This window comes from Bacillus sp. MT94 (genome assembly GCF_058792475.1).
The window spans coordinates 1,086,981-1,099,193 of sequence record NZ_JBXAEZ010000002.1 but is presented as its reverse complement, the minus strand read 5'-3'; the positions used below and the strand labels follow the sequence as shown (position 1 = coordinate 1,099,193).

Here is a 12,213-nt window from a genome sequence, read left to right as displayed (position 1 = left end):
ATGACAAACATTCAAAAACGTTTTTATAAAGGTCGCGTAGCATTAAATGTATTGGCAAACAATATAGAAAACGCAAAAGATATTTTTGAAGCAGCAGAAGGTTATGTAGTAGTGGGAGTGTTATCAAAAGACTACCCAACAGTAGAAGAAGCTGTTACAGCTATGAAAGCATACGGAAAAGAAATTGATGACGCTGTATCAATTGGACTAGGCGCAGGAGATAATCGCCAAGCAGCAGTTGTGGCTGAAATTGCGAAGCATTATCCTGGTAGCCATATTAACCAAGTGTTCCCTTCAGTTGGAGCAACGCGTGCAAATCTCGGCGAAAAAGATAGCTGGATTAATAGTTTAGTATCACCAACAGGAAAAGTAGGTTACGTAAATATTTCTACTGGCCCAATTAGTGCGGCTGGAGAAGAAAAAGCAATCGTTCCAATTAAAACAGCAATCGCACTTGTGCGTGATATGGGCGGAAATTCATTGAAATACTTCCCGATGAAAGGGCTAGCTCACGAAGAAGAATATCGCGCAGTTGCGAAAGCTTGTGCGGAAGAAGGATTCGCATTAGAGCCAACAGGTGGAATTGATAAAGAAAACTTTGAAACAATTGTACGTATTGCGCTTGAGGCAAATATAGAGCAAGTTATCCCGCACGTATACTCTTCTATTATTGATAAAGAAACTGGTAATACGAAAGTAGAAGATGTTCGTGAATTATTAGCAGTCGTGAAAAAGCTAGTTGATCAATATGCGTAAGAAAATTGCAGCGTTCGGCGAAGTAATGATGCGCCTGCAAGTACCTGGATATGAATTGTTGTCGCAAGCTAACACGTTAAATTACTCATTTTCAGGTACAGGTGTGAACGTAGTAGCGGCACTTTCTCACTTAGGGCATGAAGGGCTTCTTATTTCAACTTTACCGGAAAATTCGGTTGGAGATGCAGCTGTATCTTACATTCAAAAGTTAGGGATTCAAACTTCTCTTGTTTCAAGAGGTGGTAAATATGTAGGTATGTATTTTTTAGAAAATGGATTCGGTGCACGTGCAAGCCGCGTTACATATTCGAATCGATTAGAAAGTAGCTTCAATACGGCATGTGAAGAAATGTATCAATTTGAAGAAATCGCAAAGGAAATTGATATCGTTCATTTTTGCGGTATTACACTTGCGATGAATGATACGGTGCGTCATCATATGAAATCTTTAGCGAGAGCAGTTAAAGAAAACGGAGGAACCGTCGTTTTTGATTGTAATTATCGTCCCTCACTTTGGGGAGAAGACGGATATGAACAGGCAAAACCGCATTATGAAGAAATGCTAGGACTTGCTAATATCGTTATGATGAATGAAAAAGATGCGATGTTCGTTCTTGGGATGAAAACAGAAGAGACGGAGCGTGAGGCGCAGCTGCTGGATCTCATTCCAAAGGTAGCTGAAACGTATCATATCGCTACAATCGCTGGTACTCATCGCTCTATTAACAGTGATAATACACATTGGCTTCGCGGGTTTATATGTAAAGATGGTTCGTTCACTTTTGCAAAAACACTTACGTTTTCTGTATATGATAGAATAGGTGCTGGAGATGCTTATACGAGCGGGATTATTCATGGCGAGATAGAAGAGTTTGCACCAGAGAAAGCTGTTTCATTTGCGTCAGCAGCTGGAATGCTAGCACATACAATCGTCGGTGATACGCCAATGTCATCAGAGAAAGATATACTTCGGGCGATGACGGCATCAGTAGGTGATGTAGAAAGGTAGTGGGTGTAACAGTGAACGTAACGAGGAAAAAAGGACCATTATATTTACAAATAAAAAATATTATTCGTGATCGAATATTGCATGGCGTATATGCGATTCATACGAATATTCCTTCAGAACCGCAATTAGAAGAAGAGTTCAAAGTTAGTAAGATTACAGTGCGTAATGCCATTAAAGAACTCGCTCAAGAAGGATACTTGGAAAAGAAAAGTGGTAAAGGAACGAAAGTGATTCGTAATACTTCTGCGACAAAACTGTCAAAGGGTAAGAAATTTACAGAAGTATTAGTGGAAGAAGGATATAAAGTACAGAAGAAATTGCTAAAAGCAGAAGTCGTGCATAATGAAGAAGGAACAGTGCCATTTCGATTATTCGGGAAAGAGAGTTTCCGTATCGAACGTTTATATACGTTAAATGATGCACCGTACATTCATTATACGCACTATTTCTCAGCAGGAATGGCAAGTACAGATTTATCGGACTTTGATTTACAATCGCTTTATGATTTAGTTGAAGACCGAGGTATACATTTAGAAAACTTCAGAGATGAATTCGCGGTTGGGCTTGCACCTAATTTCGTTGCAGAAGCGCTAGGTGAAAAAGAGGGAACAGCGTTATTAAAACGTATGCGCTATTCTTATGATGAAGTTGGCGAAGTAATTGAATATAGCGAAGGCTACTACAATACAGAAATGCAGCATTATGTAGTGAATTATGACGTATAAAAAAGAGGGGATGTTCCCTCTTTTTTTATAAAGTAAAACTTTAATTAGTGGAGGAGGGCATCACCCACTAATTATTAGCCCACACCAATCGGGATAAAAGTAAGGAGAATGAGAGATGGATATATACTTATTAATCGTCACGTTACTTGCGATCACAATTGTTATTTTAGGGGTATCATGGTGGAAATGGCATGCATTTATTAGTTTAACAGTTGCGAGTTTATTTTTAGCTATTATGTCTGGACTGAACTTAACGAAAATAGTGGCTGCCTATGAAACTGGTGTTGGTAGTGTACTAGGACATTTAGTTGGTATTTTGGCACTTGGAACTATATTAGGGAAAATGATGTCTGATTCAGGGGCAGGCATGCAAGTTGCAGATTTCTTTATTCGATTTTTCGGCGTAAAAAAATTACCTTGGGCTATGTTATTTGCAGGGTTTGTTATAGGGATTCCCGTCTTTTTTGAAGTAGGTATTGTCATTTTATTACCACTTGTTATTTCAATTCGAAAAACGACGAAGCAAAACATATTATTAATTGCTTTACCTGTTATTGCGGGATTATCTATCGTACATGGGCTAGTACCTCCGCATCCAGGTGCCATGACTGCAATCGGTATTTATAACGCGAACTTAGGAAAGGTGCTTTTATATTCATTAATTATCGCGTTACCAACGGCTATTATAGCAGGTCCAATATTTGCAAAGTGGGTACATAAGAGGGTTATACCTGAAAATGAACCGGAGCTTGTTCGAGTTACGACAGTATCAACTGATTTGCCAAGTCGTAAAGTTTCATTCTTTATTATTTTATTACCAGTTGTATTGATGATTTTATCAGTAGTTGCACCATATATTTCATTACCGAAAAAATTGACTGAATTTTTCGTATTTATAGGAAGTCCAGTAATCGCCTTACTTATTTCATGTTTCGCAGCATTTTATTTACTTGGTATCAAACAAGGTATTAATAAAAAGATGATTAAAAAATTAACAGATGAAAGTTTATTGCCTGTCGGTTCTATTATTTTAATAATTGGTGCAGGCGGTGGATTTAAACAAATATTAATTGAAAGCGGCGTTGGAACAGCTATTGCACAAATGGCAGAACATATTTCGTTATCACCAATCGTATTAGCTTTCATGGTAGCTGGTTTAATTCGAATTGCAACAGGTTCAGCTACAGTAGCATTAACGACAGCAGCAGGGATTGTTTCACCAGTTATTCAGCACATGTCTGGTGTGAATTTAGAGCTTCTCGTTATTGCAACCGGTGCAGGTTCATTAATGTTTTCTCACGTAAATGATGCAGGGTTCTGGCTTGTAAAAGAGTATTTAGGTTTGACGGTGAAGGAAACATTTAAAACGTGGACGGTGCTGGAAACATTGTTATCATTTATTGCATTTGGTTTTGCTCTTTTGTTGAATATGTTTCTTTAAAGGATACCTGAATAGGTATCTTTTTTTTTGATTAAGCCCAATTCCTAAAACAAGCCCGTTTTTAGGTAAGCCAAGCTTCCTATTCGCCCTGAAAACATAATATAAATGGAATCCCCTCATTTAGAGCAAGGTGAACTTGTTATGAATGATACTAAAGGAGGAATAGGGTAATGAGCGAAAAGTGTGAACACAGACATGATGATTGTAACCGCAGACATGGTTGCGGAGGCGGTTTTGCGCTTCTAATCGTATTGTTTATTTTATTAATTATCATCGGTGCTAGCTGCTTCGGCGGAGGCGGCGGTTGTGGCTATGGTGGTTACGGCGGTTACGCAGGCGGCTACGGTGGATATTGCTGCTAATTATTAAAAACTATTGAAAATAGCCTTGTGCATATTGCACAAGGCTATTTTATTCATATTTTTATATGCTGTGATAATTTATTAATGTACAGAGAACGGATTAAGAAGAAGAAAATGATCTCGATAACCCCGAAAAAGGTGAGTACGATACATGTCTCTTTTAGTAAGGAGAAAGAAAACATGCTTTGTAAAAACTTAACCGCAAATAATGTGTGAACACCAGCAACGATGTAAGGAACGAAAAATAAAATTCCTAATTGAATCGTTGCAGAGCGAAACATTTCTGATTCAGTTAAGCCAAGCTTTGTAATCGTAATATACTTTTGTCTTTCAGTTGTTAAGTCATTATACATACGGAAATATAAAACACTAGCTGCTCCGATAAAGAAAATAAAGCCGAGAAATGCCCAAATAAAGAATTGAGCGACTGCATTTCCTTTACTATGAACGAGTTCATCCGTAGCTGTATAAATATAAAATGGTTTAATGAAATTTTCTTCATTTTTATGTGCTTCATACAAAATTTCTGCATCATGATCTAAGCTTTTTAATATATTTTTTGTTGGGACAATTGCATTTTCCCAATTTTCCACGAAGTAGTTATAGACTGTAATTGTTTCAATATGAGGAATCATATTTTCAATTACTTCATCTTGCATCACAATTAAGTGAGGTAATGCAAAGGGAGGCTCAATTCCTCTATTAATAAAACCTTTAATTTGAAATTCCTTTTTATTAGAGCCAAGTGTAATTGTGTTCTGCTTCGCAAATGGGTTAGACACGAGATTTAATAACGCTGGTGAATAGCGAGAAATATTATAAACTTGTGAAGAATCGAGAGTGATTTCTGGTCTGTTTAATTGCTGTGCTATTGCGTTATAATCACTCATTTTCATAATGGCAATTGATTCTTTTGAAGCTGTATCTTTTAAAACGGTAAACTTATATTTGTCATATTGAAAATTAGCATTTGTAAGTTCAGTTTCAATCGTAGTAATATGCTTTTGTTCAAATGCATTAACACCTTCTGATGTATAGGTGAATGGTATTGGATATCGTTCTAGTATGGGTGCTTTCGTATTATTGTTTGCAGCAAATAACCCGATAATAATTGTAAATGCAAGTGCAGATAGCATAGAAACAATAAAGAGTACATTAATATTACTGCGTGTACGAGAAACTAAATCTGAAATCCATAACATATTTATTCGTTTTAAGTAAAACTTTCTTCGTTTCTTTAAAATATAGATAAAGAGAAGAAATGTTTGTGAAAAAAATAAATACGTCCCAATCACTACAAGCGGTAAAATAGATAGCATAATTAAGAATACAGATCCATTTTGTGCATTTTTTTCCGTTATGTAGCCTTGCGGATAACCGGCAATATAATAACATAGTCCTAAACAAGTTAAAGCAAATAGTGAAATGAGTATAGATGGTTTTTTTTCGCTCTTCTCTTTGTTAACGCCCTTAATAAGCTTCGTTGTTTGTCGAGTACGAATAAACATTGGTGTAAATGTAGAAACGATTAAAAATAAAATGATAAACGTTACGGTTGTAACGATAATCGCTTCTGTTGGCCAATATAAATAGAGACCTTTCGCGTTTGTTAATTTCGAAGTGACTAATAAGAAAAAGTTAGAAAATACAAGTCCACCTTGAATGCCGATAAAGATAGATAATATCCCAATTATCATGTTTTCGGTAAATAACAATCTTTTTAATTGTCTCTGTGAGATACCAAGAATAGTGAGTATCCCGAATTGCTGCTTCCGTACATTTAAAAATGTTCCAATTGAATATAAGAGAAAGAAGAACGAGAACATAACAATCACAAGCTGTGCTGTACTAGCTAAATTCATTAGAGGATCACGTTCTTGAAAGCTTTGTACACTCTGTAAGCGTGGATGATACGCGTATACAGTAAATGAAAAGAAAACCATGATAGAAAACGCACTACTTACAAAGTAGGCGAAATATGCTTTTGAATTACGTGAGACATTTTTAAATGCGAATTGCCAAAACGTCATCCACGTCTTCCTCCTAATAAGGCTAGAACATCTAATATTTCTTGATAAAACTTCTCGCGATATAATCCGCGGTGCAGTTCATTGTAAAGCTCTCCATCTTTAATGAAAATAACACGGTTACAATAACTTGCTGCAAACGGATCGTGCGTAACCATTAAAATCGTTGCATCTTCTTCTTTGTTTAATTTCGTAAATAACTCCATTACATCAATAGCGGCTTTTGAATCCAGGTTCCCTGTCGGTTCATCGGCTAGTAAGAGAGAAGGGTGATGAATAACAGCGCGTGCTACTGCAGTGCGCTGTGCTTGTCCTCCAGAAACTTCAAAAATACGTTTGTCCAAAATATGATCAATTCCAAGTTTTTTTGAAATGTTATCAAGCTTTTCATCCATTTCTTTTAATGGAACATTATCTAATGTTAAAGGTAGTACGATATTTTCACCGATTGTTAGTGTATCTAGTAGGTTAAAGTTTTGGAAAACAAATCCTAACTCTTGGCGGCGGAAAATAGCTAACTTCTCTCTACGAAATGTGTGTGGTTTTTTTCCGTTAATAACGACGTCACCAGAAGTAGGAGAATCAATTGTAGAAATAACGTTTAAAAATGTAGATTTCCCGCTACCAGATGGACCCATAATGGCAACGAATTCCCCTTTATCTACGTGTAAATTTATATTTTTTAAAGCAGTATGAGGGACTTTTCCCTCATATACTTTTGAGACGTTTTTTATGTGTAATACTTCTTCCATAGTAATCACCTTTCTACTTTTAAAACTTAATATGTTGTGATAATTTTTGCATATAAAAGGAACGAATTAAAAGGAAAAATAAAATTTCAACTGTTCCAAAAATCAACAGTACGACTGTAATCTCAGCGAAGAACGAGAGATGTAAAACTTCTTGTAGCATCTTTGTCGCAAACATCGTATGGATTGACGCCATGATGTAAGGCACGAAGAAAAGAATCGCAAGCTGAATTGTCGCTGAACGTTTCATTTCAGTTTCAGTTAAGCCAATTTTCGTAATCGTTATATATTTTTCTTGCTCATTTGTTAAATCTGTATACATTCGGAAGTAAAGAACACTACCAGCACCGATAAAGAAGATAACACCTAAGAAAGTACCAATTAAGAAGAACGAAGCGACATTTAGTTTTGTCTTATATAGGGAATCGCTCGCTTCACTTGCATGGAAAGGTGGATGCTCTGCTTGAATTGCTGCATTATCGTTATCAATTTTTGTTATAAACGATGAACCGATATTATGTGCTTTTTCCCAATCTGTAACTTTGAAGTTATATACACTCATTTGTTTGGAAACTGTGGATAAGGATTCTACATTTTCATCAGATAGTATGAGTAATTGGTATATTAAGCTGTTTGGGAATGGGCTATAACTTTTATATTCTTTCACTTGTAGTTGTAAATTGTTTTGAGTAAGTGTAAGAGTATTTTTCTTTTCTTCATTGTGAAGTGTTCCAATAACTTGATCATCTAAGTCTTTCATAAGAATATAAGATTCATTCTTATTTACCGTGAGTTTTTCCCAATTTAATGCTTTAGCAAGTACATTATAGTCACTTTGTTTAATTGCGTAATAGAGCTGCGTGTTATCTTCAGCTGAAGATACTTCATATATATCCGTTTTAAATTTCGTATAAGTAAAATGCTCTTCATTAAATTTCTGCTCTAACCAGTTTAAATGTTCATCAGCTAATGTATTTTCAGTATGTGATAAATACGTGAACGGGAAAGGGTTTTGTCTAATTGCATCAAACTTTGTAAATTTCCCAAAACCGTATAAGAATGTAATCATTGTAAAAGCGAGTGTTGATAGCATCGCTACAATAAAAAGCATGTTAATGTTTGTCCGAATGCGCGCTGCTAAATCCGAAATCCAAAGCATATTAATTCGTTTCATATAAAACGTTCTTCGCGTTTTTAAAATACGAATAAGTAAAAAACTAATTTGTGAAAAGAAAAAGTATGTTCCAGCTGCAATAAGCGATGGAATAACAAATATACTAGAGACGGCATATAAAAGCCCAATGATATCGCCTAACGACATAAAATATAATGGATTGGATTCTAATACATATCCAGTTATTAAACATGCCGCACCAAATAGAGAGATGAGCACGGATGCTTTTCTTTCTTTTTGTTGTTTTCCTTCTTTTAAAAGACGTACGGCTTTTCTCGTGCGAATGAGCATCGGTGTAAAAGATGATACGAGAATGAAGAGCCCGAGAAAGATGATGATAGTTAAAACGATAGCACTTGTAGGCGGATATAAATATAAACCAGGTACGTGTGTAATTTTGGCGGTAACTAATAAAAAGAACTGTGAAAAGACAACTCCAAGTTGAATACCAAAAAATATAGAAAGAGCACCAATTAACATATTTTCTATAAATATGAGTCGCTTTAATTGTTTTTGGGATATGCCAAGTACTGTTAAAATCCCGAACTGTTTTTTTCGTACTTTTAAAAACGTCCCGATTGAATACAGTAAAAAGAAAAATGAAAAGAACACAATGACAACTTCTGAAATTGTCATTAATATGTTCAGAGAATAATTCACGTCTGTCATATGCAATTTAGGATGAAATAAATAAACTGCAAATGAGAAAAAGATTGCGATGGAGAACGCACTGCTTACAAAATAGGCGAAATAAGCTCTGGCGTTCCGCGTCACGTTTTTAAATGCAAACTGCCAAAATGTCATTCACCTGAACCTCCTGATAGGGTGAAGATGAGAAGAGCATAAGAAATACTCTTTTCATCAAGTTTGTTTTAAATATTTTGTCCACTCGTGTATTGTGATAATTTTTGCATATAAAGTGAACGAATGAATACGAAAAATACGATTTCAACGAATCCAAAAATAATAAGAACGGCTGAAACCTCTTTGAACAGAGATAAACCAATTACATCTTGTAGCATTTTTGTTGCGAACATTGTATGAATGGATGCCATAATGTACGGAATGAAAAATAAAATACTAAGTTGAATGGTTGCAGATCGTTTCATCTCTGTATCTGTTACACCGATTTTAGAAATCGTTATATATTTCTCTTGTTCGTTCGTCAAATCCGTATACATTCTAAAGTAAAGAACGCTACCAGCTCCAATGAAGAAAATAACTCCTAAAAATGTCCCAATTAGGAAAAATGCAGCACTGCCTGATGTTATTTTGTATAACGATCCTGCTGATTCAAAGGAACGAATAAGAGGTCCTTCATACTGGGATTTATTTCGATCTTTTTGCACTTTTTCTATAAAATTATCAGCAATTTCATATGTCTGTTCCCAGTTTTGAATTTTGTAATTGTATGCTGATATATGCTTTACGGTGCTAGGTAAGTTATTTACGATAACATCAGGCAAAACTATCGTTTGATATGAAAAGCCAGATGGAATTGCATTCACATGCTCATAGCCTTTCACTCGTAATTTCGTATTTGTACTAGAGAGTGTAATGTAATCTCTTTTGTAGCTTTGCTCAAATTCGTTGAATATGGTGTTATAAGATGTCCCTGTTAGCACATATGCTTCGTTATCATCCATAAATAGTTGTTTCATTCGTAAAGAATCTGCAAGTTTGTTATAGTCACTTTGCTTAATTGCGTATACGTCATTATAAATAGCTATATCTTTATCTTCTTTTAGTGGTGTTTCATATATATCAGCTTTTATTTTTTGATAGGGGAAATGCTCTTTTTGTAATTGTTGCTCAAGCCAATTTAAATGCTCTGTAACAAAAGGGTTCGCATCATAAGAAAAATAAGAAATTGGAAAAGGAGAAGTTCTATTCACCTCTAGCTTAATAAATTTCCCGAATCCATATAGAAACGTAATCATTGTGAAAGCAATTGTAGATAGCATCGCTACAATAAACAGCATATTAATATTCGTTCGAATACGGCTTGCTAAATCCGAAATCCAAAGCATATTAATCCGTTTCATATAAAACTTCCTTCTTTTCTTTAAAATATAAATAAGTAAGAAACTAATTTGTGAAAAGAAGAAATATGTTCCAATTGTAACAAGCGTTGGGATAACGAAAATACTTGAAACCATATATATAACACCGATTTGCGGGCTTACTGATACGAAATATTTAGGATTTCCAGCTAACGCATAACCACCAAATAAACAAATCGCACCAAATAATGAAACAAGTATGGATGGTTTTCTTTCTTTTTGTTTTCCACCATTTGTTTTTAAAAGGTGTACTGCTTTTTTTGTACGAATAAGCATTGGTGTGAATGCAGATACAATGATAAAAAGACTAAGGAAAACAATGGTTGTTAAAATAAACGCGTTAGTAGGCCCGTATAAATATATTCCTGGAACATGCGTAAGTTTGGCTGTTACTAATAAGAAAAATTGAGAAAAAACAACTCCAAACTGCATGCCGAAAAAGATAGATAAAATCCCGATTAACATATTCTCCATAAAAATAAGACGATGTAATTGTTTTCTCGATATTCCTAAAATGGTCAAAATACCAAATTGTTTTTTTCTAACTTTTAAAAAAGTACCAATGGAATATAGTAAAAAGAAGAAAGAGAAAAATACAATTACTACTTCTGAAAATATCATTAATGCTGAAATTTCAGAGGTCATGTCAAAGTTTTGTAATTTCGGATGGAATAAGTAAACAGCAAACGAAAAGAACACAGCAATGGAAAAGGAACTACTTACAAAGTAAGCAAAATAAGCTCTCGAGTTGCGCGTGACGTTTTTAAATGCAAATTGCCAAAATGTCATAGATTATACCTCCGGCTAGAAGATATAGAAGTAGTTGTATTGCAAAAAATGTATGAGAGTGAGTTCTCATACATTTTGCTTGCATATGTTACGATCATACTTCGGTCACCTTCTCCGTATGTTCTGCTTGATTATTTGCAGCGTTGTGGAAGATGATTTTAATCGTCGTTCCTTTACCAACTTCAGAATCTAGTTTGACAGAGTGACCTAAATAATCACAAATTTTACTTACAATATAAAGTCCCATACCAGTAGATTCTCCGAAGGCGCGACCGTTTTTCCCAGTGTAAAACGGTTCAAATACTCTTCGAATATCTTCTTGTGGAATACCAACACCTTCATCACGAACTTCTAAAATAATATCTTTTCCGTTTCGGTAAGCAGATAAGAAAACTTTCTTTCCGCGCTCACCGGAGTAACGAACAGCGTTTGTCATTAATTGATAGATGATAAATTTTAGCCATTTCGCATCAGAAGCAACTTTTAAATCAGAATGGACTTCTAAAACAGGGAAGACACCATTACGAATGAATAGTTCTTTTAATCCATTAATATTTTTTGTTACCGTATCTTTTAATGAAATCGTCTCGACATGGAAATCTTCATGGAAGTTATTTAACCTAGCCATGTATAAAGCCATATCAAGCCCTTGGTTTAGACGCTCTAATTCTTTTTTAAACTTTGGAATTAAATGCTCGTCTTCCATTTCTAGCACCATAAGCTGCATAACAGAAACAGGTGTCTTCATTTGATGTACCCAATGGTTAATGAATAGTTGATGTTCTTGTTGTTTTACTTCATACGATTGTAGTTCTTTTTGGAAGAGGCGGTACTGCGTACGCACGAGTTCATTGACACCGTGAGGCATCGGAGCAGTCGCTCTTTCAATAAACGCATCTTCCATTTTTTCTGGTTGCTCGCTTAATCTATGGTACATTCTACGATTGCGAACGTAACGGTAAGCGAGGAAACAAATAAATAAATATAAACTTAAAACGACGAAGTAAAATTTATTGTTTTGAAATCCATCTACTGCATCATAAAGAACGAAAATGATACCGAAGTTTAAAACGTACAGTAGGAAAAATGCAAAATGATCACGTAAAAATAGCTTCATG

Annotated in this window: 10 protein-coding genes; 5 read left to right on the top strand and 5 right to left on the bottom strand. The window is 35.1% G+C overall.

Annotation, left to right across the window (positions count from 1 at the left end; translation table 11 throughout):
• From dagF to AC1Q51_RS11470, 5 genes are all read left to right on the top strand, one after another.
• Positions 1 to 756, top strand: a complete 756-nt coding sequence (dagF, locus tag AC1Q51_RS11490; RefSeq protein WP_090976780.1) for a 2-dehydro-3-deoxy-phosphogluconate aldolase — start codon at positions 1 to 3, stop codon at positions 754 to 756.
• Positions 749 to 1,765 (top strand): sugar kinase, encoded by a 1,017-nt coding sequence (locus AC1Q51_RS11485; RefSeq protein WP_090976782.1) that lies wholly within the window; start codon positions 749 to 751, stop codon positions 1,763 to 1,765. The genes dagF and AC1Q51_RS11485 overlap by 8 nt, the downstream gene beginning before the upstream one ends.
• The gene (locus tag AC1Q51_RS11480) at positions 1,765 to 2,490 is read left to right on the top strand and encodes a GntR family transcriptional regulator (RefSeq protein WP_000539288.1); all 726 of its coding nucleotides are present in this window, start codon (positions 1,765 to 1,767) and stop codon (positions 2,488 to 2,490) included. Before AC1Q51_RS11485 ends, AC1Q51_RS11480 begins: the two co-directional genes overlap by 1 nt.
• A 115-nt stretch (positions 2,491 to 2,605) precedes the next feature.
• Positions 2,606 to 3,931, top strand: a complete 1,326-nt coding sequence (gene gntP / locus AC1Q51_RS11475; protein WP_000356187.1) for a gluconate permease GntP — start codon at positions 2,606 to 2,608, stop codon at positions 3,929 to 3,931.
• 170 nt (positions 3,932 to 4,101) lie between these two features.
• Entirely contained in the window at positions 4,102 to 4,293 is a 192-nt protein-coding gene (locus AC1Q51_RS11470; protein WP_001290392.1) for a YjcZ family sporulation protein, read from the top strand.
• Between the two features lie 53 nt (positions 4,294 to 4,346).
• Here the strand turns inward: AC1Q51_RS11470 and AC1Q51_RS11465 are convergent, their stop codons facing one another.
• The 5 genes from AC1Q51_RS11465 to AC1Q51_RS11445 form a co-directional block, all read right to left on the bottom strand.
• A complete protein-coding gene (locus tag AC1Q51_RS11465; protein ID WP_492331508.1) occupies positions 4,347 to 6,323 on the bottom strand; it encodes an FtsX-like permease family protein in 1,977 nt (658 codons plus the stop codon).
• Positions 6,320 to 7,072: an ABC transporter ATP-binding protein gene (locus AC1Q51_RS11460; RefSeq protein ID WP_000393250.1), complete on the bottom strand. Its 753-nt coding sequence runs from the start codon at positions 7,070 to 7,072 to the stop codon at positions 6,320 to 6,322. The genes AC1Q51_RS11465 and AC1Q51_RS11460 overlap by 4 nt, the downstream gene beginning before the upstream one ends.
• Before the next feature lie 19 nt (positions 7,073 to 7,091).
• The gene (locus AC1Q51_RS11455; RefSeq protein ID WP_075717293.1) at positions 7,092 to 9,047 is read right to left on the bottom strand and encodes an ABC transporter permease; all 1,956 of its coding nucleotides are present in this window, start codon (positions 9,045 to 9,047) and stop codon (positions 7,092 to 7,094) included.
• Positions 9,048 to 9,115: 68 nt separating this feature from the next.
• Positions 9,116 to 11,095 carry an FtsX-like permease family protein gene (locus tag AC1Q51_RS11450; protein ID WP_098508655.1) on the bottom strand — a complete coding sequence of 660 codons (1,980 nt, stop codon included), beginning with the start codon at positions 11,093 to 11,095 and terminating at the stop codon, positions 9,116 to 9,118.
• Positions 11,096 to 11,189: 94 nt separating this feature from the next.
• Positions 11,190 to 12,212, bottom strand: coding sequence for a sensor histidine kinase (locus AC1Q51_RS11445; protein WP_000765342.1), 1,023 nt, complete (start codon positions 12,210 to 12,212; stop codon positions 11,190 to 11,192).
• Position 12,213 lies beyond the last annotated feature (1 nt).

Excerpts from the sequence above, each read along its gene's own strand:
- dagF (WP_090976780.1), top strand. The coding sequence starts at position 1 with ATGACAAACATTCAAAAACGTTTTTATAAAGGTCGCGTAGCATTAAAT.
- AC1Q51_RS11485 (WP_090976782.1), top strand. The coding sequence starts at position 749 with ATGCGTAAGAAAATTGCAGCGTTCGGCGAAGTAATGATGCGCCTGCAA.
- gntP (WP_000356187.1), top strand. The coding sequence starts at position 2,606 with ATGGATATATACTTATTAATCGTCACGTTACTTGCGATCACAATTGTT.
- AC1Q51_RS11470 (WP_001290392.1), top strand. The coding sequence starts at position 4,102 with ATGAGCGAAAAGTGTGAACACAGACATGATGATTGTAACCGCAGACAT.
- AC1Q51_RS11465 (WP_492331508.1), bottom strand. The coding sequence starts at position 6,323 with ATGACGTTTTGGCAATTCGCATTTAAAAATGTCTCACGTAATTCAAAA.
- AC1Q51_RS11460 (WP_000393250.1), bottom strand. The coding sequence starts at position 7,072 with ATGGAAGAAGTATTACACATAAAAAACGTCTCAAAAGTATATGAGGGA.
- AC1Q51_RS11455 (WP_075717293.1), bottom strand. The coding sequence starts at position 9,047 with ATGACATTTTGGCAGTTTGCATTTAAAAACGTGACGCGGAACGCCAGA.
- AC1Q51_RS11450 (WP_098508655.1), bottom strand. The coding sequence starts at position 11,095 with ATGACATTTTGGCAATTTGCATTTAAAAACGTCACGCGCAACTCGAGA.
- AC1Q51_RS11445 (WP_000765342.1), bottom strand. The coding sequence starts at position 12,212 with ATGAAGCTATTTTTACGTGATCATTTTGCATTTTTCCTACTGTACGTT.